Genomic DNA, 21,967 nt, shown 5'->3' on the forward strand with positions numbered 1-21,967 from the left:
TCCCGGGCATCCACGTTTTTGGGTGCCGCTTGCGTGCAAGCCCGTGGATGGCCGGGACAAGCCCGGCCACGACGACGCTGAGAGTGGCTTGTATCCCATCTGTCGCAGCGCGGCGTCCTGCTCTAGCTCCGGCCGAGGATCTTCTTCGCAGCGCGAAGATGCGGCTTGTCGATCATCTGGCCGTCGAGGCGCAGCGTGCCGGAGTTCGGATTGCTCGCGAACGCCGCGATTACCTTCTCCGCCCAATTGCGCTCGGCCTCGGTCGGCTCGAACGCCGCGTTGACCACGTCGACGTGCTTGGGATGGATCAGCGCTTTCGCCGAAAAACCGTCACGCCGCGCCGCGCGCGTTTCCTGTTCGAGCCCCGCCAGATTGTCGATGTCGGTATAGACGGTGTCGATCGGCGCGACTTCGGCCGCGGCCGCCGCCATCAGGCAGAGATCGCGCGCCAGCCGATAAGGGCTATGGAACACGCCGCCTGACGCCTTTTCAGTAGCGCCGAGCGAGGCCGAGAGATCTTCCGCGCCCCACATCAGGCCCGCGAGGCGAGGAGAGCAGCCCTTGTAGCTGCCGAGCCCGAAGATCGATCCTGCGGTTTCGGTCGCGACGCAGACGATGCGTGTCGAGCCGATGGCGATGCCAGCCGCAGCTTCCAAAGCTTCGAGCCAGGTCGCGACCTGCCGCACGTCGTCGCCGCCCTGCGATTTCGGCAGCACGATGCCGTCAGGCTTGCCTGGAATCACCGCGGCAAGGTCAGCGAGCGTCATGCCGGTGTCGAGCGCGTTGACGCGGACATAGAGCTGGTGCGGGCCACGAGAGCCTTTCAGCATCGCCAGCGTCAACCCGCGCGCCTCCGGCTTCTTGTCGGCGACGACGGAATCTTCGAGATCGATGATCAGCGCGTCGGCGTTGCCTTCGCTCGCCTTCTCGAATTTGCGCGGGGAGTCGCCCGGCACGAATAGCATCGAACGCATCAGACCGGCCTCTTGTGCATCATCGCCATGCGGCGGCATTTTCCGACGATCTCGTCGTTCTGGTTGAGAGCGTGGTGCTCGAACTCGACGATGCCCGCTTTGGGGCGCGATTTGGATTCCCGCAACGAAAGCACCTTGGTCGTCGCCCGCAAAGTGTCGCCATGGAAGACCGGTTTCGGAAAAGTGACGTCGGTCATGCCGAGATTGGCAACGGTGGTGCCCATGGTCGTATCATAGACCGTCATGCCGATCATGATGCCGAGGGTGTAAAGGCTGTTGAAAATGCGCTGGCCGAACTCGGTCTGGGCCGAAAAATGCGCGTCGATGTGCAGCGGCTGCGGATTGAGCGTCAGCAGGCTGAACATGGTGTTGTCCATCTCCGTGACGGTCCGCGTCAGGGGATGCCTGAACTCCTGGCCCACGGAAAACTCCTCGAAATAAAGCCCGGCCATCGCGGTCTTCCTCCCTGCGAAATAACAGCGCGCTCACACCGTCGCGCCGCATGATCCCATGCATGGTACACACAGTTGGCAGGCAAATTCACGTATCTGTACCCGGTTTTTCGAGCTAAAGAACGCAAGCGAGGGCACGTCCGGGCACAGCAATCGGCCGCGGCCTTCGCGTGGGAAACGCGAAGAGGGGAGATGGCGCGGGCGCGGCTCCCAGCAAGGAGACCATCATGGATTTCGCGCTCACCGATCAGCAGAAGGCTATTCGCGACGCCATCGCGAAGATCTGCGAAGGCTTTCCCGATGCCTATTGGCTGAAGAAGGACCACGACGGCGGCTTCCCGCACGACTTCCACAAGTCGCTCGCCGACGCCGGCTGGCTCGGCATCTGCGTGCCGGAGGCCTACGGCGGTTCCGGGCTCGGCATCACCGAAGCCGCGATCATGATGCGCGCCATCGCGGAATCCGGCGCCGGCATGTCGGGCGCATCCGCGGTGCACATCAACGTGTTCGGTCTCAATCCCGTGGTCGTGTTCGGCACCGAGGAACAGCGCAAGCGCATGCTGCCGCCGATGGTCGAGGGCCGCGAAAAGGCGTGCTTTGCCGTGACCGAGCCCAACACCGGCCTCAACACCACCCAGCTCAAGACCCGCGCGGTGGCCAAGAACGACCGCTACATCGTCAACGGCCAGAAGGTGTGGATCTCGACCGCGCAGGTCGCGCACAAGATTTTGCTTTTGGCGCGCACCACGCCGCTGGAGGACGTGCGCTCACCGACGCATGGGCTGAGCCTGTTCTATACGGACTTCGATCGTAACAGAATCAAGGTCCACGAGATCGAGAAGATGGGCCGCAAGGTCGTCGATTCCAACGAGCTGTTCTTCGAGGATTTCGAGATCCCGATGGAAGACCGGATCGGCGAAGAAGGCAAAGGCTTCCAGTATATCCTCGAAGGCATGAACCCGGAGCGCATCCTGATCGCAGCGGAAGCCGTCGGCCTCGGCAAGCTCGCGTTGTCGCGCGCGACCGAATACGCCAAGACCCGCGTGGTGTTCAACCGGCCCATCGGCAAGAACCAGGGCATTCAGCATCCGCTGGCCGTCAACTGGGTCGAGCTCGAGGCGGCCTGGTTGATGGTGATGTCGGCGGCCTGGCAATACGACAAGGGCATGCCTTGTGGCGGCGCCGCCAATGCCGCGAAATACATTGCGGGTGAGGCCGGATATCATGCCTGCGAGCAGGCGGTGATGACCCATGGTGGCTTCGGTTACGCCAAGGAATTCCACGTCGAGCGTTACTTGCGCGAGGTGCTGATCCCGCGCATCGCGCCGGTCAGCCCGCAGCTTGCGCTCAGCTTCATTGCGGAAAAGGTGCTGGGACTGGCCAAGTCGTACTAGCTGATGCGCGACCTTTTAGCCGAGACGAATTCGCGTGCTATCCCAGTGGCCGTGCTTATTCCGCGGCGATCCGGTCCATCGCCATGGCACGAAGCCGGGCGCGCTGGATCTTGACGCCGTTGGCGCTGTCGGTGACGGGGAAGGCCTCCACGACATAGATCCGCGCCGGGACCTTGTAGCCGGCGAGCCGCTCGCGCAGGTGCGTGATCAACGCGTCCTGCCGCGGCGGCTCGTGGTGGGGGTCCTGGGTGGCAATCACGAAGGCAACGCAGCGTGCGTTTCCCTTCAGATCGACCGCGACGACCTGGGCGTCGGCCACGCCAGCGCACGATTTGAGCTCGTCCTCGATCTCGCCGGGGGCGACAAGAAACCCGCCGAGCCGCATGGCGTCGCCCGCGCGGGTTTCGTAGACGAAGGAGCCGTCGCCGCGCAGCCGGCCGATATCGCCGGTGCGGAAGAAGCCGTCCGCGATGATGGCGTCGCGCGTCGCGTCGGGATTGTTGTAGTAGCCGAGGAAGCGGGACGGCGCATGGATCTCGATCTCACCGGAGACGCCGCGAGCCGCGAGTTCGCCGGTCTCGGTGTCGCGCACACGGACCTTGGCCTCCGGGGACATTGGCCAGCCGCCGCCCTCGATGCGATCGGCGAAGCCATCACTCGAGCGTGCGATCGAGAACAGCGCCTGCACCTCGCTCGAACCGTAGAGGCCGTGCAACGGCATGCCGCGCGCCTCGGCCTCCGCGGCAAGCTCGCGCCAGCCGGGCTGGAACGCGGCAAAGCCGCAGACTTCGAGATGCGGAAACGGATGCGGCGCGTCGGTGACGGCGAGGATGCGGCGGAACATCTCGTCCGAGCCAAAGGCATGCGTGATCCCGCACTCGCGGAGAATCTTCAGCGCCGGCGCGGCCTCGAAGGCGTCGAGCGCATGGACGGTCGCGCCCGCTGCGACGAAGCCGAGCAGGCTCGTCATGCCGAAGGTGCCGCAGAACGGCAGCATGGCCAGCAGCGCATGGCGCTGGGGCGAGAGTTTTAGCGCCTCGGCGACGGAGGCGGCGTGCGTGGCCAGCGTTCGCTGCGAATGCGCGACGAGTTTTGGTCCTTTGGTCGTGCCTGATGTCGTGTAGAGCAGAACCGGCAGATCGAAATCATCCTGAGCCGGCGGGGCCGGCGGATAGGGCTCGTCGAAGGCGTCGAAGCGCACGCATGGCCATTGGGCGGGAATCTCATCCGCGCCGACCACCGCGATCTCTCGCAGCGTAGGCACCTCGTCCTTGGCGACGTCGGCGAGAATAGCGGCAAAGTCGATCGAGCGAAACGCGGCTTCGATCACCATCAGCCTGGCGCCGGACAGCTTCAGGAGATGCGCGACCTCCGCGCTGCGGTAGCGCGTATTGACGGCGGCAACGATTGCCCCGAGCCAGGCGGCGGCGAACAGCAGCGCGATCCATTCGATCCGGTTGACCAGCCAGACCGCGACGACGTCGCCCTTGCCGATACCGCGCGCGGCAAGCCAGGCGGCGGTCTGCTCGATCTTTTCCGAGAATTCTGCGCGCGAGACCGGCGTGCCGTCGAACACGAAGGCCGGATCGGCGGTCGTCTCGGGCCGGATCAGCGATTGCAGCGAAAATACATTGGCGCTCATGGCAACCGGACTAACCCGACCGCGCGAACCTGTCTACTTGGTGCCGAACATCCGGTCGCCGGCGTCGCCCAGCCCCGGCACGATGTAGCCGTGGTCGTTGAGCCGCTCGTCGATCGCGGCGGTCCAGACCGGCACGTCCGGATGCTCGCTCTGGAACTGCGCGATCCCTTCAGGCGCGGCCAGAAGGCAGACGAAGCGGATGTCGCGGGCGCCGCGCGCCTTCAGCAGCGAGGCGCCGGCGCAAGCCGAGTTGCCGGTCGCCAGCATCGGATCCATCAGGATCACGGTGCGGTCCGAGAGGTCCTGCGGCGCCTTGAAGTAATATTCCACGGCCTGCAATGTCTCAGGATCGCGGTAGAGCCCGATATGGGCGATGCGCGCCGACGGCATTAGCGCCAGCATGCCGTCGAGGAAGCCGACGCCGGCGCGCAGGATCGGCGCCAGCGTGAGCTTCTTGCCGGCGATCTTGGGCGCCCGCATCGGCGCAATCGGCGTCTCGATCTCGACCAGCTCCAGCGGCAGGTCGCGCGTCACCTCGTAGCCGAGCAGCATCCCGATCTCGTTCAGGATCTCGCGAAAGCTCTTGGTCGAGCGGTCCTTCTCCCGCATCAGGGAGAGCTTGTGCTGGACCAGGGGATGGGCGACGACGTTGACGTTGCTGGTGCTCATGAAACCGATCTACACGGTTCCGGGAAACTGCGCCAGATCGGCCGAGTGTTTTTGGTGCGGGAGACGTGCCTTCAGCCGGGCGTCGCGACCGCGCTGCGGAGCCGGTTGCTCGCCCCGTAGGCAGCCATGGTCAATTCGCGGTCGATGGGCGTGACGGCTTATGCTCCGAGCCCGCGCGCCACGAGTGTGATGACGAGCGTCAGGACTGCGCCCACTAGCCGAAATTTTCGCAGCCGACCGGCTCGTAGAGCGGGTCAGGCGCGGGACGAATAGTGGGAACGCTCGGACGCGAAACTTCCAGGGCCAATGCCTCGACCTCTATGAAAGCCGACAGCAGCGCGAGCGCGAGATCGGCGTGGCGCGCCTCGACCGCGGCGTCGAGCCAGTCCGGCAACTCGCGCTCGCGCGAGAGAGCGCAGTGCCATTCACCCTCGTCGTAGGCGATGCGGCGGACTTGCCACAGCGGCAGCTCCAGCTCCATCAGTGCCAGCGCGGCATCGGCCCAGGCTTCTGCTTCGATCAGGCGCGTGACCCGCGCAGTGCGCTCGCTCTGCCCGAGCGAAGGGAAGTGCCGGCAGGCGTGATCGATGATCTCGAGCATCAGCGGTCGCGTCATCGTGTGCGCGTGGCGCAGGCGCTCGCTGAGTGAGGGCGGATCGTAGTGCCGGAGGGCGGCGGTCATGTCAGGCCTCCTGGAATTGGCGTCGGTCAGTCGGCCGGCCTCTCCAAGATGGCCAAAACGGCATTTGAAAACGAGATGGGGGCGGGGCGGGAGATATAGGGATTTCAAAAGTGCGGGATGGGGGCGGTGGCGCGCCATTCTCCGCCTTCGCCGGTACGACGATGTCATGTGCCTCGCGAGCGTTGTCCGACCACGCCGTCAGCCCCGGCCTTTTATGAGATTCCTATAACTTCGCCACGGCCCTCGTCTCGAAAACCTATGCCCGCGGTGGCACTTCAGCCCGGTCAAAAGGTCCCGGTGGGCGCCGTGGAAATGCACTGGAATTTCCTTTCACGCGCCGACCGGATCTCCCGAGAAACGGTTGCACCGAAATCAAGGGCGCAACGAGGAGTATCTCCATGATGGACATTCTGATGCTGGCGCTGGGCTTCGCCTTTTTCGCCCTTGCGATTGGCTACACCTATGCCTGCGAACGGCTGTGAGGGAGCGGACCATGATCTTCGATTATTCGCTCGCCGGCGTCGTTTCGCTCGGCCTCCTGTTCTACCTCACTTACGCGCTGCTGCGGCCCGAGCGGTTCTGACCGTGCTCACGAAGCCTGAAGGGTTGATGTCATGACTGTAATCGGTTGGCTCCAGATCATTCTCTTTTGCGTCATTATCGTCGCGCTCACAAAACCGCTCGGCTGGTACATGACGCGCGTGTTCAACGGCGAGCGGACCTTCCTCTCGCCGGTGCTGCGTCCCATCGAGGCCGGCATCTACTGGTTCTCCGGCGTCGACGAGAAGCGCGAGCAGCATTGGCTGAACTATACGGTCGCCATGCTGTTGTTCCACGTCGGCGGCTTCCTCATCATCTACGGCGTGATGCGGTTGCAGGCCGTACTGCCGTTCAATCCTGCCGGCCAAGGCGCGGTCGCCGCGGATCTCTCCTTCAATACGGCGATCTCCTTCATCACCAACACCAACTGGCAGAACTACGGCGGCGAGAGCACGATCTCCTATCTCGTGCAGATGCTCGGCTTGACGCACCAGAACTTCCTGTCGGCGGCGACCGGTATCGCACTCGCGGTCGCCCTGATCCGCGGCTTCTCGCGTGCGTCGGCACGCACCGTCGGAAATTTCTGGGTCGACGTCACCCGCTGCACGCTCTATGTGCTGTTGCCAATCTGTATCGTCTATACGCTGTTCCTGGTCTCGCAAGGCATACCGCAGACGCTCGGTGACTATGTCGAGGCCACCACGCTCGAGGGTGCCAAGCAAACCATTGCGGTCGGCCCGGTCGCCTCCCAGGTCGCGATCAAGATGCTCGGCACCAATGGCGGCGGCTTCTTCAACGCCAATGCGGCGCATCCGTTCGAAAATCCAACCGCGCTGTCCAACTTCATTCAGATGCTATCGATCTTCGTGCTGGGTGCGGCGCTGACCAACGTGTTCGGCCGCATGGTCGGCAGCCAGCGCCAGGGCTGGGCGATCCTGTCCGTGATGGGCGTGCTGTTCGTCGCCGGTGTCGCCATCACCTATTGGGCGGAGGCCAACGGTACTTCGACCCTGCACGCGCTCGGCTTGACCGGCGGCAACATGGAAGGCAAGGAGGTTCGCTTCGGCATCGTCGCGTCCTCCCTGTTCGCCGTGATCACGACGGCCGCCTCCTGCGGCGCGATCAACGCCATGCATGACAGCTTCACGGCGCTCGGCGGCATGATTCCCCTGATCAATATGCAGCTCGGCGAAATCATCGTCGGCGGCGTCGGCGCCGGCCTCTATGGCATGCTGCTGTTCGTCGTGCTCGCGATCTTCGTGGCCGGCCTGATGGTCGGCCGCACGCCGGAGTATGTCGGCAAGAAGATCGAGGCGCGCGAAGTGAAAATGGCGATGCTCGCGATCCTGGTGCTGCCGCTGATGTATCTGGGATGGACCGCGGTCGGCGTGGTCTATCCGGCGGCGGTCGCCTCGATGGCGAATGCCGGGCCGCATGGCTTCACCGAGGTGCTCTATGCCTTCACCTCGGCGACCGGCAACAACGGCTCGGCCTTCGCGGGCCTCACCGGCAACACCTTCTTCTACAATCTCACGCTCGCAAGCGCGATGTTCGTCGGCCGCTTCTTCATGATCATTCCGGCGATGGCGATCGCGGGTTCGTTGGCCGCCAAGAAATCGATTCCGCCGTCCGCGGGCACCCTCCCGACCACGGGCGGGCTGTTCGTCGGCCTCGTCGTCGGCGTGATCCTGATCATCGGCGGCCTCACCTTCTTCCCGGCCCTCGCCCTCGGCCCCATCGTCGAGCATCTCGCGATGAACGCCGGCCAAGTGTTTTGAACAACAAGTGTTCTGAACAGCGAGTGTTCTGATCGACCGCCTTCTGATTGTTCGGAGTGAAATCCATGGATACCATAAAACTGCAAAAACGCGCGTCCGTCTCGGCGATGCTCGATCCCAAGATCGTCGTGCCTGCGATCCGCGCGTCCTTCATCAAGCTCGATCCGCGCTTGATGATCAAGAATCCGGTGATGTTCGTGGTCGAGATCGTGGCCGCGCTCACCACGGTGATCTTCCTGCGCGACCTCGTCACGGGCGGCGAGAATCTCGGCTTCACCTTCCAAATCATCGTTTGGCTCTGGTTCACGGTGCTGTTTGCCAACTTCGCCGAAGCGGTGGCCGAAGGCCGCGGCAAGGCGCAAGCGGAATCGCTGCGCAAGACCCGCACCGAGAGCCAGGCAAAGCTGCTGACCGGCGCCGGCCTGGCCTTCAATCTCGTGCCGGGCACCAGCCTCAAGGTCGGCGACATCGTGCTGGTCGAGGCCGGCGATACCATTCCCTCCGATGGCGAGGTGATCGAGGGCGTTGCGTCCGTCAACGAGGCCGCCATCACCGGCGAGTCCGCACCCGTGATCCGCGAATCTGGCGGCGACCGTTCGGCGGTGACCGGCGGCACACAGGTGCTGTCCGACTGGATCCGCGTGCGGATCACGGCAGCGCAGGGCTCGACCTTCATCGACCGCATGATCAAGCTGGTCGAGGGCGCGGAACGGGCGAAGACCCCGAACGAGATCGCGCTCAACATCCTGCTGGCCGGCCTCACCATCATCTTCGTGTTCGCCACCGTCACCATCCCGAGTTACGCGGCCTATGCCGGCGGCTCGATTTCGGTGGTTGTGATGGTCGCGCTATTCGTGACGCTGATCCCGACCACGATTGGCGCGCTGCTGTCGGCGATCGGCATCGCCGGCATGGACCGTCTGGTCCGCTTCAACGTGCTGGCGATGTCCGGCCGTGCGGTCGAGGCCGCCGGAGACGTCGACACGCTGCTGCTCGACAAGACCGGAACGATCACGCTCGGCAACCGCCAAGCGACCTCCTTCCGCCCGGTGCGTGGCGTCACCGAGCAGGAGCTCGCGGACGCGGCCCAGCTCGCATCGCTCGCCGACGAGACCCCGGAGGGCCGTTCGATCGTGGTGCTGGCCAAGGAAAAATACGGCATCCGTGGCCGCGAGATGGCCGAGTTGGGAGCCACCTTCATCCCCTTCACGGCGCAGACCCGCATGAGCGGTGTCGACGCCGGCGGCTCGTCGGTGCGCAAGGGCGCGGTCGATGCGATGCTCAACTATGTCGGTGGCGGTGCACCGCTGGTGGTTGCCTCTGGCAACACGGCTCGTTCCATCCAGCTCGCCGGGCTCTCGGACATCGGTCGCGAGATCCAGACCATTGCCGACGAGATATCGAAGGCCGGCGGCACGCCGCTGGCGGTCGCCAGGGACGGTAGGCTGCTCGGCGTCATCCAGCTCAAGGACATCGTCAAGGGCGGCATCCGCGAGCGCTTTGCCGAGCTGCGGCGCATGGGCATCCGCACCGTCATGATCACCGGCGACAATCCCATGACGGCCGCCGCGATTGCAGCGGAGGCCGGCGTCGACGACTTCCTGGCGCAGGCAACTCCCGAGGACAAGCTCAAGCTGATCCGCGACGAGCAGGCCAAAGGTAAGCTGGTGGCGATGTGCGGCGACGGCACCAACGACGCGCCGGCGCTCGCACAGGCAGACGTCGGTGTCGCCATGAACACCGGCACGCAGGCGGCCCGCGAGGCCGGCAACATGGTCGATCTCGATTCCAACCCGACCAAGCTGATCGAGGTGGTCGAGATCGGCAAGCAGCTCTTGATGACGCGCGGCGCGCTGACCACGTTCTCGATCGCCAACGACGTCGCGAAGTATTTCGCGATCATCCCGGCGATGTTCCTGGCGTTCTACCCCCAGCTCAACGTGCTCAATGTCATGAACCTGTCGAGCCCGCAGAGCGCCATCCTGTCGGCGATCATCTTCAACGCACTTGTTATCATCGCACTGATCCCGCTGGCGCTGAAGGGCGTCGCCTATCGCGCGGTCGGGGCCGGCGCACTGCTCCGGCGCAACCTGCTGATCTACGGCCTCGGCGGTATCGTCATTCCCTTCATCGGCATCAAGGCGATCGACCTCGTCGTCGTTGCCTTGCACCTGGCTTAACCCCGTCATTGCGAGCGAAGCGAAGCAATCCAGAATTCTTGCCGCGGCTGAGAGACTGGATTGCTTCGTCGCTTCGCTCCTCGCCACGACGAAAGAAATAGGAGAAACGCATGCTCAGAGAAATCCGCCCCGCCATCGTCCTGCTGCTGGTGCTCACCGCCATCACCGGCCTGGCCTACCCGCTCGCGATGACCGCTATTGCCGGTGCGATCTTCCCCGCGCAGGCGCAGGGCAGCTTGATCGAGAAGGACGGCAAGGTGGTCGGCTCCGCCCTGATCGGGCAGGAGTTCAAGGACGACAAATATTTCCACGGCCGTCCCTCGGCGACGGTGGCGCCGGATCCGAACGATTCGACCAAGACGGTACCGGCGCCCTACAACGCCGCGAATTCGGGTGGCTCAAATCTCGGCCCGACCAGCAAGGCGCTGGCCGACCGGCTGAAGGAAGACGTGGACAAGCTCAGGGGCGAGAATCCGAATGCCGCCGTGCCGGTCGACCTCGTGACGACCTCAGCCAGTGGCCTCGATCCGGATATCTCGCCGGAAGCGGCGCAATTCCAGGTGCCGCGCGTCGCGAAGGCGCGAAACGTGCCGGAGGATCAGGTCAAGCAACTGGTGGCTTCCAACACCCAGGGCTGCCTGCTCGGCCTGATCGGCGAGCCCCGGATCAACGTGCTGACTCTGAATCTCGCGCTCGATCGTGCCACGAAGTAGTCTAGGCTAGGTCCGCGCGGATGATTATATTGATCTGATGGTCCGAGAGCGCCGCGATCCCGAACAACGTCCTTCGCCCGAGGCGCTGCTGGAGGCCGCGCGCCGGGAGGAGGGCGTGAGCGGCAAGCTGAAAATCTTCGTCGGCGCCGCTCCCGGCGTCGGCAAGACCTACGAGATGCTGCAAAGCGCCCACGCCAAGCGCAAGGCCGGCATCGACGTCGTGGTCGGCTTCGTCGAGACCCATGGCCGCGCCGAGACCGAGGCGCTGGTGCGCGGGCTGGAAGTGATCCCGCGCAAGAAGCTCGACTACCGCGGCCAGATTGTCGAGGAAATGGACCTCGACGCCGTGATCGCGCGCCGGCCGAAAATCGCGCTGGTCGACGAGCTCGCCCACACCAATGCTCCTCTTTGCCGTCATCCGAAACGCTATCTCGATGTCGAGGAGCTGCTGTCCCACGGCATCGACGTCTACACCGCCGTCAATATCCAGCACATCGAGAGCCTGAACGACGTTGTCGCGCAGATCACCCATGTGCGGGTGCGGGAGACCGTGCCGGATTCGGTGTTCGATCGCGCGGACGCCATCGAGCTGATCGACCTCACGCCCGACGACCTGATCCAGCGCCTGAAGGAAGGCAAGGTCTATGTCCCCAGGCAGGCCGAGCGGGCGCTGGAGCATTATTTCTCGCCGGGTAACCTGACTGCGCTGCGCGAACTCGCGCTGCGGCGCACGGCCGAACGGGTCGACGAGCAGCTGCTCACCCACATGCAGGCGAACGCGATCGCCGGTCCCTGGGCCGCAGGCGAGCGCATCCTCGTCTGCATCAGCGAAGATCCGCGCGCGGCCAGCCTCGTGCGTTACACCAAGCGGCTGGCCGACCGGCTGCACGCGCCGTTTATCGCGGTGTCGATCGAGACGCGGCGGTCCCTGCAAATGTCCGATGAGGAGCGCGACCGGCTGGCCGATACGCTGCGGCTCGCGGAATCGCTCGGCGGCGAGGCGCTGACGATCCCGGGCGTCGGCCGCCGCCTCGCCGACGACGTGGTCAATTTCGCGCAGGGCAACAACGTCACCCAGATCGTGATAGGAAAGTCCACGCGCTCGCTCTGGTTCGAGATGACGCGCGGCTCCGTCGTGCACGATCTGGTGCGCCGCGCCGGCAATATCAGCGTGCATGTCATTCCTGGCGACGAGCTCACGAGCGAGCCGGCGCCTAAGACGGCGGTGCTGACCGCAACGCGATCGGACCCGTTCGATGCGCGGCCCTATCTGAAGGCACTCGGGATCACCGCGCTTGGCCTCGCTGCCGCCGTGGCCATCAAGCCTTATTTCGGCATTGAGAACGTCGACCTGATGTTTCTGACCGCCGTGGTGACGGTTGCCGTGCGCTACGGATTATGGCCGTCGCTGCTTGCGAGCGTCGCGGCGTCGCTCGCCTACAATTTCTTCTTTCTGCCGCCGGTCTATACCTTCACCATCACCGATCCGACCAATGTCGCGGCGTTCTTTTTCTTCATGCTGATAGCGTTCGTGGTGTCGAACGTGGCGGGGCGGGTCCGCACCCAGGCTGATGCTGCGATCGGCCGCATCCGGACCACGGAGCAGCTCTATGCTTTCAGCCGCAAGCTCGCCGGCACCGGTACGCTCGACGACGTGCTGTGGGCGACCGCCTACCAGATCGCGCTGATGCTGAAAGTCCGCGTGGTGCTGCTATTGCCGGACGAAGGTCTGCTCACGGTGAAGTCGGGCTATCCCCCCGAGGACGATCTCGATCAGGCCGACCTTGCCGCCGCCAACTGGGCCTGGAGCAACGACCGCCCTGCAGGCCGCGGCTCGGACACGCTGCCCGGCGCAAAGCGGCTGTTCCTGCCGATGCGCACCGGGCGCGGGCCGATCGGAGTCATCGGCATCGATGACGATCGCACCGGCCCGCTGCTGACACCGGATCAGCGCCGGCTGCTCGACGCGCTGGTCGATCAGGGCGCGCTGGCGATCGAGCGCGTGCTGCTGGTCGAGGACGTCGATCGCGTCAAGCGCTCCGTCGAATCCGAGCGGCTGCGTTCCGCTTTGCTGACCTCGATTTCACACGACCTGAAGACGCCGCTCGCATCCGTTCTGGGTGCGGCCTCGACTATGCGCGATCTCGCCAGCGCGCTCTCCGACACCGAGAAGCGCGACCTACTGGCGACGGTCATCGACGAATCCGAACGGCTCAACCGCTTCATTGCCAATCTGCTCGACATGACCAAGCTCGAATCCGGCGCCATCGTGCCCAACGCTGCGTTGCACGATCTCGGAGAGATCGTCGGCAGTGCGCTCCGGCGTGCAGCCAAGATCCTCACCGCCCACAAGGTGGAGCTGGAGTTGGCCGCAGATCTTCCCATGCTCCAGCTCGATGCGGTGCTGTTCGAGCAGGTGCTGTTCAACCTGCTCGACAACGCCGCCAAATATTCGCCGCCCCACGCCACGGTCTCGATCCGCAGCCGGCGCGACAGCGATCATGTGGTGCTCCAGATTGCCGACGAGGGCGACGGCATTCCGTCCGAGGAGCTCGAGAGTGTGTTCGACAAGTTTTATCGCGCGCAGAAGGGTGACCATGTCCGGCCCGGTACCGGGCTCGGGCTCGCCATCTCCCGCGGCTTTGTCGAGGCGATGCATGGCACGATCTCGGCTGCGAATCGCAGCGACCGGAGCGGGGCGGTTCTGACGATTCGTCTGCCCATTCCGGCCCGGACCCACGCATTGGATACCGCCGCATGAGCGCTGCTCCGATCAAAGTGCTGGTGATCGACGACGAGCCGCCGATCCGCAAATTGCTGCGGATGGGGCTCTCGACGCAAGGCTATGAGATCCTGGAGGCGTCGAACGGCAAGACCGCGCTGGAGAAGCTCAGCGAGGATCCCGCGCTGATCATCCTCGATCTCGGCCTGCCCGATATCCAGGGCCATGAGCTGTTACGTACCATCCGCGCCCGCAATGAAGCTGTGCCGATCGTGGTGTTGTCGAGCCGTGGCGATGAGGCCGGCAAGGTGGAGGCGCTCGATCTCGGGGCCGACGATTACCTGACAAAGCCGTTCGGCATGGACGAGCTGCTGGCGCGCCTGCGCGCCGCGCTGCGGCACCAGCTTCAGATTCAGGGCGAACGGCCGGTGTTTCGTGCCGGCGATCTCTCGGTCGATCTGGTGCGCCGGATCGTCAGGGTCGGAGAGCGCGATGTCAAACTGTCGCCGAAGGAATATGAGCTCCTGCGTGTGCTGGTGCAGCACGCCGGCAAGGTGCTCACTCACCGCTTCCTGCTGAGGGAGCTCTGGGACGAACTGACGGATGCCCAATATCTGCGCGTCTATGTCCGCCAGCTCCGGCAGAAGATCGAAGCCGATCCGGAGCGGCCGCAATATGTGCTGACGGAGACGGGGATCGGGTACCGGTTAAGGGCAGGGGATTAGGGCTGCCCACGTGCAACGATCCGTCATGACCGGGCTTGTCCCGGCCATCCACGTCTTGACCCAGGGGACCGAGAACGTGGATGCCCTGGACAAGCCCGGGCATGACGGTCGGCGCAAGCCTGCATCAGCATCGTCATTGCGAGCGCAGCGAAGCAATCCAGACTGCCCCCGCGGAAAGATACTGGATTGCTTCGCTGCGCTCGCAATGACGGATTAAGTCAACCCGCCTTCCTCTGCCGCGCCGTCGATCGGTGCGTCTTCTTCGCGGCCCGCTGTCGCCCCGATGCCCGGCGCGCATGAGACTTCGCCGCCGTCTTCTTCCCGCCGCGTCCCTTCAAGCTCTGCTTCAGCGCATCCATCAGGCTGACGACATTGCTCGGCCGCTCCTGGGGCTCTGGCAACTCGATCTTTTTGCCGCTGGCCTTGCGCTTCACCAGCGCCTTCAGCGCGTTCTCGTAGTCGTCCTTGAACTTGCTGGGATCGAAATGGGAGGCCTTGGTCTGGAGGATATGGCCGGCGAGCTCAACCATGTCCTTGGTGATCTTCGGGCTCTTGATGTCGTCGAAGAACTGGTCCTCATCGCGCAGTTCGTAGGGGAAGCGCAGCGTGGTGCCGAGCAGGCCCTTGCCGAGCGGCTCGATCGCGATGATGTGCTCGCGATTGGTGAGTACGATCTTGGCGAGCGCGACGCGATCCTGGTCCTTCATGGCGTCGCGGATCACGGCGAAAGCATCGACCGCGGCCTTGCCGTCGGGCGCGATATAGTAGGGATGGTTGAGATAGCGCTGGTCGATCTCGTCGCTCGGCACGAAACTCTCGATGTCGATGGTGTGGTTGCTCTCGATCTGGACCGCTTCGAGCTCCTCCGGCTCGATCTCGACATATTTGCCCTTACGCAGCTCGTAGCCGCGTCCCTTCTGGTCGCTCTCGACGACGTCGCCGGTCTCAGCGTCGATCATCTGCTGCTTCAACCGGTTGCCGGTCTCGCGGTTGATCATGTGAAACCGCGTCTTCTCGGCCGCGGTGGTCGCCGGATAAAGCACGACGGGGCAACTGACCAGCGAGAGCTTCAACGTTCCCTTCCAATAGGCGCGCGGTGCCATTCCGTTCTCCAGCGTCTGCGAGTCATTTTGGAACCCCAACCGTCCCGCGGGGTTTTGGTTCCGGGTGGGATGCGGGCCGTGATAGGCTTCCACGCCGAAAGAGAATCCGGGACCAGTCGTGCTGCAAAAGCTCTCCAAATATCGACAGAAACGTGATTTCGAGAAGACGCCGGAGCCGTCGGGCAAAACCGCGGTGGCGCCATCGAAGCAGCGGCGCTTCGTGATCCAGAAGCACGACGCCACGCGGCTGCACTACGATCTGCGGCTTGAGTTCGACGGCGTCTTCAAGTCCTGGGCGGTGACGAAAGGGCCCTCGCTCGATCCGCACGACAAGCGGCTGGCCGTCGAGGTCGAAGACCACCCGCTCGACTATGGTGATTTCGAGGGCACGATTCCGGAGGGCCAGTACGGCGGCGGCACGGTCATGCTGTGGGACCGCGGCACTTGGGAATCCGAAGATCCCGAACGCGGTTTCAAGAAGGGCGATCTGAAGTTCACCCTGCATGGCGAGAAGCTGCACGGCAGCTGGGTCCTGGTGCGCATGCGCAACGACCGCACCGGCGGCAAACGGACCAATTGGCTCTTGATCAAGCATCGCGACGAACATGTTCGCGAGGGCGCAGACAACGACATTCTCGAGGAGGACAAATCGGTCGCCTCCGGCCGTGCGATGGAGCAGATCGCCGGAGGCAAGGGGCGCGCGCCAAAACCGTTCATGCTGGCGAAGGGCACCAAGGCCAAGGCCGACGCGGTCTGGCAGTCCAACCGGGCGGACGAGGCGAAAGAGCGCACGGTCAAGCCGGCGCCCCGCGCGGCGTTGAAAACCGGCAAAACGGCAAAGAAGAAAGCCACGACCGCCACGACCGCGAAGAAGGCGGCGGAGATGCCGGACTTCGTCGCGCCGCAGCTCTGCACCTCGGTCGAGCGCCCGCCGGGTGGCGACGGCTGGTGCCACGAGATCAAGTTCGACGGCTACCGCGTGCAGCTGCGGGTCGAGGGCGGCAAGGCGACGTTGAAGACGCGCAAAGGCCTCGACTGGACCGAAAAATTCGCAAGCATCGCGAGGGAAGCGGGCGCGTTGCCGGATATGATGGTCGACGGCGAGATCGTCGCGCTCGATCACAACGGCGCACCCAATTTTTCGTCGCTCCAGGCCGCGCTGTCGGACGGCAAGACCGACGAGCTCATCTTCTTCGCCTTCGACCTCCTGTTCGTCGAAGGCCTCGATTTGCGGCGGCTACCGCTCGGGGAGCGCAAGGACCGCCTGAAGGAGCTGCTGGAGGCACGTAAGAAGAAATCGAGCCAGATTCGCTATGTCGAGCATTTCGAAAGCGGCGGCGACGCCGTGCTGCAATCGGCCTGCAAGCTCGAGCTTGAGGGCGTGGTGTCGAAGAAGCTCGACGCGCCTTATCGTTCGGGGCGGACGGAAAGCTGGACCAAGGCCAAATGCCGCGCCGGCCATGAGGTCGTGATCGGCGGTTACAAGACCACCAACGGCAAATTCCGCTCGCTGATGGCGGGCGTGCACCGTGGCGATCATCTCGCCTTCGTCGGCATGGTCGGCACCGGCTTCGGCGCCGACAAGGTCAAGCGCATCATGCCGTCCCTGAAGGCCATGGAGGCGAAGCAAAGCCCGTTCGGCGGCAAGAATGCACCGAAGAAAGCGCGCGAGGTGCACTGGCTGAAGCCGGAGCTCGTGGCGGAGATCGAGTTCGCCGGCTTCACCGCCGACGGCAATATCCGCCAAGCCGCCTTCAAGGGTCTGCGGCAGGACAAGCCGGCGGTGGAGGTCGAGGCCGAGACACCGGTGGATACCGAGCTTGCCGAGCCCTCGACGAAGCGGCGCGCCAAGCCGCGCGCGCAAGCGAAGACTGGCGCACGAACGGCCCAGGCCGGCGGCAGTGCCGAAGTGATGGGAGTCGTCATTTCCAAGCCGGACAAGGAGCTCTGGCCGGACGACGGCAATGGCGATCCCGTCACCAAGCTGGATCTCGCGCGCTATCTCGAAGCCGTCGGCGAATGGATGATCGTGCACCTCAAGGGCCGGCCGTGCTCGCTGATCCGCGCCCCTGACGGCATTAAGGGCGAATGCTTCTTCCAGCGCCACGCCATGCAGGGCACGTCAAACCTTCTGGAGCTCGCGCGGGTCTCCGGCGACCGCAAGCCTTACCTGCAGATCGATCGGGTCGAGGGACTCGCGGCCGTAGCGCAGATTGGTGGGGTCGAGTTGCATCCCTGGAATTGCGCGCCCTACGCCTACGATATCCCGGGCCGGCTGGTGTTCGATCTCGACCCGGCACCCGACGTCGTCTTCGCCGAGGTCGTTGAGGCCGCCAAGGAGATGCGGCAGCGGCTGACCGACATCGGCATGGAAAGCTTCTGCAAGACCACCGGCGGCAAGGGCCTGCACGTCGTGGTGCCCTTGCGTCATGGCGCGCGCGACCAGGTGAGCTGGAAGGAGGCCAAGGCCTTCGCACAAGGCGTCTGCCAGTGGATGGCGGACGACGCTCCCGAGCGCTACCTGCTCAACATGTCGAAGAAGTTGCGAGAGGGAAAGATCTTCCTGGACTATTTGCGCAACGACCGCATGTCGACGGCGGTGGCCCCTCTGTCGCCGCGTGCGCGCGCCGGCGCCACCGTGTCGATGCCGCTCACCTGGGCGCAGGTGAAGACCGATCTCGATCCGAAGCGCTACACGCTGCGCAGCGTGCCGGGGCTGCTGCCGCGGTCGAAGGCGTGGGATGGTTATGACGATGCCGCCGCGTCGATCAAGGCCGCGATCAAGAAGCTCGCGGCGAAAAAGACCTAAAGGGTGGGTTAGCGAAGAAGTAGGGTGGGCAAAGCGAAGCGTGCCCACCATCCTCTCTCGGCCGAGCAAAAAGGTGGGCACGGCGCGTTGCGCCTTTGCCCACCCTACTAGATATTCGCTCAGTCGCTAGATCCGTCCCAGCAGCAACAGGATCAGCAAGATCACGATGACGAGCCCGAGGCCGCCGCCGCCGTAATAGCCGGTGCCGTAGAACGGGCCGCCGCCGATGCCGCTGAAGCCGCCGAGCAGCGCGATGACCAAAATGATCAGAATGATCGTACCGATAGACATGCGGAAATCTCCTCCAGCCCTTCGTTGAAGGGTCGTTTGCAACCTGTCCCGTGGTGCGAGGGCAACTTGCCGCAGGTTCTAAAGTTCCGCCAGTGAAACACCGGGTGCACGCGCAACTTGCATGGAACCTTTGTGGTACCGGCGGGCATGACTATGTGAGTTCAATCACTAATCGGGCAGAGCCATGTCAGCACCGCTTGTCGTCTCCATTCCCCACCGCCTCGGCCGCGAGGAGGCGGTGCGCCGGCTCAAGACTGGGCTCGGCCGTGCTGCGGCGAGCATTCCCGTGATGCAGGTCGAGGAGGAGCGCTGGAACGGCGACAGCATGAATTTTCGCATCCGCGCGCTCGGGCAGATCGCAACGGGGCAGGTCGACGTCGCCGACGATCATGTCAAGGTGCAGGTCGTGCTGCCCTGGCTATTGCAGCGCTTTGCTGAGATGGCGCAGGCCACGATCCGCAAGCGTGGCCAGCTGCTGTTGGGCAAAGACGCGAAAAGTTAGCGTTCAAGCGCGGGCGCGCTGCCGCACCGGCTTCGCCGCACCCGCGGGGCGCGCCGGGATCACAGAAGCGGGAAAACCGCGAAGCGCCTGCGCGAGCGGCAGATCGTTGCCGGCTAAACCCGGCACGTTGTAGCCCGTGACGTCGATGGTGGCGTCGGCCCCATCGAGCGCCGGCCATTCGCGTCCGGCTTGCGTGAAAGGTGCGAAGTGGCGCCCGACCGCGACGATTGCCGCGGCGCGGCCGTGGCGGCGGGCAAAGGCCACGACATGGTCGGCATGTGCGCCCCGCACCTGAAGCGGCTGGTAGTCACCTCGCGCGAAGACGTCGGGCAGCTCGCTGCGCAGCTTGAGCAGGTGCCGCGTCCAGGCCAGCTTGAGCTGGCCGTCCGGCCAGCTCTTGATCAGGTGATTCCAGTCCGGATTGTCCAGCGTGCCCAGCGCCGCGTGTCGCGCGGAAAAATCCACCGGGCGGCGGTTATCGGGATCGACCAGCGAGAGGTCCCAGAATTCGGTGCCTTGGTAGAAGTCGGGCACGCCCGGCAGAGTCGCCTTGAGCGTGAGCTGGCTCAGCGCATTCAGCGCGCCGAGCAGCGCGACGCGGCGAGCCAAGGTTTGCAGCGCCTCGAGGAATTCGCCTGACAGCGCGGGATCGAGGATCTTCGCGATGAAGCTCTTGACGCCGTTCTCATAGGCCTCGTGCGGGTTGAGCCAACTCGTCTCCTCCTTGCCCTCGCGCGCGGCCTTGAGCGCATAGGCCTGGATACGCGCGACGAAATCGGCATCTGCCGTCTCCACAAGCGGCCAGGCGCCGAGCAGGGTCTGGTAGAGCATGTATTCGAACGTGGCCGACGGAGCGCGCAGATTGCCGTCGAGCGCGAGGTGCGGTGCGTTCAGGACTTTCCAGCGCGCGACCGCGCTGGTCCATTCGCCGGGAATTTCACTTAAGGCAGCGATCCGCGCCCGGGCGTCCTCGCCACGTTTGGTGTCGTGCGTGGCGGTCGCCGTCATCCCTTGCGGCCATTCCCTGGCGCGGGCCTGCATGGTGTCGTGGAAAGCGGGAATGGTGAGGCCCTTGCTCGCGGGATCGCCGCCGACTTCGTTGAGGGCGAGCAGCCGGTGGAATTGATAGAAGGCAGTGTCCTCCAGCGACTTCGCCATCATCGGGCCGGTGAATTGCTGCACCTTCAGCGCAAAGCGGCGCACCCTCGGGGCACTGTGCGGAGGACGGCCGGGCTTGAGCAGATCCATAGTGAGAGCATCGCGCAGGAAGTCGAAAATGCCTTCGTCTGCGGCGAACCATTCCCGGCGCGCTTGCTCGATGGTGTCGTCGATCAGCTTGCGATCGTTCGCCGTCGGCGCGCCTGTCGTCAGGTAGGTGCGGTACACCGGGAAATGCAGCACATAGAGCTCGAGCGCCTGCCGCAGGCTGTCGGCGGAAAAGTCGCGGGTCGAATAGTGCCCGTTGGCGATGCGCGCAAGCAGGCGCGTCAGAACGGTGAATTCGCTGGTCAGCAGCGTCTCCAGCACGCGCCTTTTGGCGTCCTTGACGTAAGGCGCCAGCCGTGGCGGCCGGTTGCTGATCTGCCGCCAGATCTCGTCGAGGGCCTCCAGCCCCTTGGCGTCGACCAGAACGTGAGTGATGGCATTCATCCACTCATAGCCGGTGGTGCCCTGGACGCCGGCGAAATGCGGCAGGCGCTCGTGCTCGCACAGGATCTTCTCGATCACCGTATAGAACGGCCTTGTGGTGCCCTGCGCGTCGCGCACCAGCCGGCGCAGCCGCTGGCAATATTGCGCGGGATCGCGCAGCCCGTCGATATGATCAAGCCGGATGCCTTGCAGTTTGCCTTCGGCAATGAGTTGCTTCACCAGCCGGTGCGTGGCGGCGAACGTGCCGGGATCCTCGACGCGCATGCCGGCGAGCCCGTTGACGTCGAAGAAGCGGCGATAGTTGATGTCGCTGGAGGCAAGCCGCCAGTGCCCGAGCTTGTAGTGCTGGCGCTCCAGCAAATGATGCAGCGCCAGCGTCTGCGCGGGGCGGTCCTTGGCGGCGCGATACGCGCCGAGGCCGCGCGCGATGATGTCGGCGCTGCCTGCGATCTCCCTGAGCTCCGCCTTGAAGCCGGGCGCTTCCTTGCGGTTGGGACGGCGCAGTCCCGTGTAGCGCGCCGCGAGCGACAGCATGCGCTTGCCGGCCTCGGTCTCGGCGGCGTCGGCTTCCTTCACGATCATCCGCAGCATCTCGCCATAACGCTCCGGCGCGATCGGCAATCGATGCTCGAAATACCAAGCGGAGAAACTACCTTCATTGGCATCGTAGCGCAGCTCGATATCGCCACTCTCGAGCGCTTCGCCATAGGACGCTCCGAGGATCGGCAGCAGCACGCCGCCACGGGCGCGGAAAGCCAGTTGATCCCAGTCGATATCGAAGGAGACGGCGTGCGGCGAGGCCTGGCCCCATTCCAGCACGTCCAGCCACCAGGGATTGTCGGCAAAGTGGACGCCGACATGGTTCGGTACGAAATCGATGATGAGGCCGAGGTCGTGTCGCGTCAGCGCTTCGCTCAGCCGGGCGAAGCCGGCCTCGCCGCCGAGCTCCGGATTGAACTGGCTGTGGTCGACGGTGTCATAGCCGTGCGTCGAACCCTTGCGGGCCTTCATCACCGGCGAGGTGTAGAGATGCGTGATTCCCAGCGCCTTCAGATAGGGCACCACCGCGGCGGCCTTGTCGAAGTCGAAATCCGCGGTGAGCTGAAGCCGGTAGGTTGCGAGAGGAACGGCTGAAGGCATG

At 64.6% G+C, this 21,967-nt stretch carries 17 protein-coding genes; 9 read left to right on the forward strand and 8 right to left on the reverse strand.

Annotated features, from left to right (window positions below):
* Window positions 1–122: 122 nt before the first annotated feature.
* The gene (locus tag N551_RS0132965; RefSeq protein ID WP_027570543.1) at window positions 123–974 is read right to left on the reverse strand and encodes a CoA ester lyase; all 852 of its coding nucleotides are present in this window, start codon (window positions 972–974) and stop codon (window positions 123–125) included.
* A complete protein-coding gene (locus tag N551_RS0132970; protein WP_007595761.1) occupies window positions 974–1,426 on the reverse strand; it encodes a MaoC family dehydratase in 453 nt (150 codons plus the stop codon). The genes N551_RS0132965 and N551_RS0132970 overlap by 1 nt, the downstream gene beginning before the upstream one ends.
* Before the next feature lie 227 nt (window positions 1,427–1,653).
* On the opposite strand from N551_RS0132970, the gene N551_RS0132975 reads away from it, so the two are divergent.
* Window positions 1,654–2,820 (forward strand): acyl-CoA dehydrogenase family protein, encoded by a 1,167-nt coding sequence (locus N551_RS0132975; protein WP_027570544.1) that lies wholly within the window; start codon window positions 1,654–1,656, stop codon window positions 2,818–2,820.
* 55 nt (window positions 2,821–2,875) lie between these two features.
* On the opposite strand, the gene N551_RS0132980 is transcribed toward N551_RS0132975, so the two are convergent.
* The 3 genes from N551_RS0132980 to N551_RS0132990 form a co-directional block, all read right to left on the reverse strand.
* Window positions 2,876–4,462, reverse strand: a complete 1,587-nt coding sequence (locus N551_RS0132980) for an AMP-binding protein (protein ID WP_027570545.1) — start codon at window positions 4,460–4,462, stop codon at window positions 2,876–2,878.
* A 33-nt stretch (window positions 4,463–4,495) separates the two neighbouring features.
* Window positions 4,496–5,131, reverse strand: a complete 636-nt coding sequence (gene upp / locus N551_RS0132985) for a uracil phosphoribosyltransferase (protein ID WP_027570546.1) — start codon at window positions 5,129–5,131, stop codon at window positions 4,496–4,498.
* 214 nt (window positions 5,132–5,345) lie between these two features.
* Window positions 5,346–5,813, reverse strand: a complete 468-nt coding sequence (locus N551_RS0132990) for a hypothetical protein (protein WP_027570547.1) — start codon at window positions 5,811–5,813, stop codon at window positions 5,346–5,348.
* A 493-nt stretch (window positions 5,814–6,306) separates the two neighbouring features.
* On the opposite strand from N551_RS0132990, the gene N551_RS36465 reads away from it, so the two are divergent.
* From N551_RS36465 to N551_RS0133025, 6 genes are all read left to right on the forward strand, one after another.
* Window positions 6,307–6,396 carry a K(+)-transporting ATPase subunit F gene (locus tag N551_RS36465; protein ID WP_007595755.1) on the forward strand — a complete coding sequence of 30 codons (90 nt, stop codon included), beginning with the start codon at window positions 6,307–6,309 and terminating at the stop codon, window positions 6,394–6,396.
* 31 nt (window positions 6,397–6,427) lie between these two features.
* Complete coding sequence (gene kdpA / locus N551_RS0133005; protein ID WP_027570548.1) at window positions 6,428–8,131, forward strand: potassium-transporting ATPase subunit KdpA; 1,704 nt, start codon at window positions 6,428–6,430, stop codon at window positions 8,129–8,131.
* Between the two features lie 65 nt (window positions 8,132–8,196).
* The gene (kdpB, locus tag N551_RS0133010; protein WP_027570549.1) at window positions 8,197–10,311 is read left to right on the forward strand and encodes a potassium-transporting ATPase subunit KdpB; all 2,115 of its coding nucleotides are present in this window, start codon (window positions 8,197–8,199) and stop codon (window positions 10,309–10,311) included.
* Window positions 10,312–10,421: 110 nt separating this feature from the next.
* On the forward strand, window positions 10,422–11,024 hold the full coding sequence (locus N551_RS0133015; protein WP_027570550.1) for a K(+)-transporting ATPase subunit C: 603 nt from the start codon (window positions 10,422–10,424) through the stop codon (window positions 11,022–11,024).
* A gap of 37 nt (window positions 11,025–11,061) precedes the next feature.
* Window positions 11,062–13,785 carry a sensor histidine kinase KdpD gene (locus tag N551_RS0133020; RefSeq protein ID WP_027570551.1) on the forward strand — a complete coding sequence of 908 codons (2,724 nt, stop codon included), beginning with the start codon at window positions 11,062–11,064 and terminating at the stop codon, window positions 13,783–13,785.
* Window positions 13,782–14,471, forward strand: a complete 690-nt coding sequence (locus tag N551_RS0133025) for a response regulator (RefSeq protein ID WP_027570552.1) — start codon at window positions 13,782–13,784, stop codon at window positions 14,469–14,471. The genes N551_RS0133020 and N551_RS0133025 overlap by 4 nt, the downstream gene beginning before the upstream one ends.
* A gap of 218 nt (window positions 14,472–14,689) precedes the next feature.
* On the opposite strand, the gene N551_RS0133030 is transcribed toward N551_RS0133025, so the two are convergent.
* Window positions 14,690–15,574, reverse strand: coding sequence for a Ku protein (locus N551_RS0133030; RefSeq protein ID WP_027570553.1), 885 nt, complete (start codon window positions 15,572–15,574; stop codon window positions 14,690–14,692).
* A 118-nt stretch (window positions 15,575–15,692) separates the two neighbouring features.
* On the opposite strand from N551_RS0133030, the gene ligD reads away from it, so the two are divergent.
* Complete coding sequence (gene ligD, locus N551_RS0133035) at window positions 15,693–18,383, forward strand: DNA ligase D (RefSeq protein WP_027570554.1); 2,691 nt, start codon at window positions 15,693–15,695, stop codon at window positions 18,381–18,383.
* 126 nt (window positions 18,384–18,509) lie between these two features.
* Here ligD and N551_RS37600 read toward each other — a convergent pair whose 3' ends face one another.
* The gene (locus tag N551_RS37600) at window positions 18,510–18,674 is read right to left on the reverse strand and encodes a DUF3309 family protein (protein WP_007595743.1); all 165 of its coding nucleotides are present in this window, start codon (window positions 18,672–18,674) and stop codon (window positions 18,510–18,512) included.
* 184 nt (window positions 18,675–18,858) lie between these two features.
* On the opposite strand from N551_RS37600, the gene N551_RS0133045 reads away from it, so the two are divergent.
* Window positions 18,859–19,176 carry a polyhydroxyalkanoic acid system family protein gene (locus tag N551_RS0133045; RefSeq protein WP_027570555.1) on the forward strand — a complete coding sequence of 106 codons (318 nt, stop codon included), beginning with the start codon at window positions 18,859–18,861 and terminating at the stop codon, window positions 19,174–19,176.
* A gap of 3 nt (window positions 19,177–19,179) precedes the next feature.
* Here N551_RS0133045 and treY read toward each other — a convergent pair whose 3' ends face one another.
* Entirely contained in the window at window positions 19,180–21,966 is a 2,787-nt protein-coding gene (treY, locus tag N551_RS0133050) for a malto-oligosyltrehalose synthase (RefSeq protein ID WP_027570556.1), read from the reverse strand.
* Window position 21,967 lies beyond the last annotated feature (1 nt).

The sequence above is a fragment of the Bradyrhizobium sp. URHA0013 genome, assembly GCF_000518345.1.
In the GTDB taxonomy this organism is placed as follows: domain Bacteria; phylum Pseudomonadota; class Alphaproteobacteria; order Rhizobiales; family Xanthobacteraceae; genus Bradyrhizobium.

Bases quoted from the DNA above. Each gene is read 5' to 3' on its own strand.
- treY (WP_027570556.1), bottom strand. From the start codon at position 21,966: ATGCCTTCAGCCGTTCCTCTCGCAACCTACCGGCTTCAGCTCACCGCG.
- N551_RS0132990 (WP_027570547.1), bottom strand. From the start codon at position 5,813: ATGACCGCCGCCCTCCGGCACTACGATCCGCCCTCACTCAGCGAGCGC.
- N551_RS0132980 (WP_027570545.1), bottom strand. From the start codon at position 4,462: ATGAGCGCCAATGTATTTTCGCTGCAATCGCTGATCCGGCCCGAGACG.
- N551_RS0132965 (WP_027570543.1), bottom strand. From the start codon at position 974: ATGCGTTCGATGCTATTCGTGCCGGGCGACTCCCCGCGCAAATTCGAG.
- kdpB (WP_027570549.1), top strand. From the start codon at position 8,197: ATGGATACCATAAAACTGCAAAAACGCGCGTCCGTCTCGGCGATGCTC.
- upp (WP_027570546.1), bottom strand. From the start codon at position 5,131: ATGAGCACCAGCAACGTCAACGTCGTCGCCCATCCCCTGGTCCAGCAC.
- N551_RS36465 (WP_007595755.1), top strand. From the start codon at position 6,307: ATGATCTTCGATTATTCGCTCGCCGGCGTCGTTTCGCTCGGCCTCCTG.
- N551_RS37600 (WP_007595743.1), bottom strand. From the start codon at position 18,674: ATGTCTATCGGTACGATCATTCTGATCATTTTGGTCATCGCGCTGCTC.
- N551_RS0133015 (WP_027570550.1), top strand. From the start codon at position 10,422: ATGCTCAGAGAAATCCGCCCCGCCATCGTCCTGCTGCTGGTGCTCACC.
- N551_RS0133030 (WP_027570553.1), bottom strand. From the start codon at position 15,574: ATGGCACCGCGCGCCTATTGGAAGGGAACGTTGAAGCTCTCGCTGGTC.
- N551_RS0133025 (WP_027570552.1), top strand. From the start codon at position 13,782: ATGAGCGCTGCTCCGATCAAAGTGCTGGTGATCGACGACGAGCCGCCG.
- N551_RS0132970 (WP_007595761.1), bottom strand. From the start codon at position 1,426: ATGGCCGGGCTTTATTTCGAGGAGTTTTCCGTGGGCCAGGAGTTCAGG.
- N551_RS0132975 (WP_027570544.1), top strand. From the start codon at position 1,654: ATGGATTTCGCGCTCACCGATCAGCAGAAGGCTATTCGCGACGCCATC.
- kdpA (WP_027570548.1), top strand. From the start codon at position 6,428: ATGACTGTAATCGGTTGGCTCCAGATCATTCTCTTTTGCGTCATTATC.
- N551_RS0133020 (WP_027570551.1), top strand. From the start codon at position 11,062: ATGGTCCGAGAGCGCCGCGATCCCGAACAACGTCCTTCGCCCGAGGCG.
- N551_RS0133045 (WP_027570555.1), top strand. From the start codon at position 18,859: ATGTCAGCACCGCTTGTCGTCTCCATTCCCCACCGCCTCGGCCGCGAG.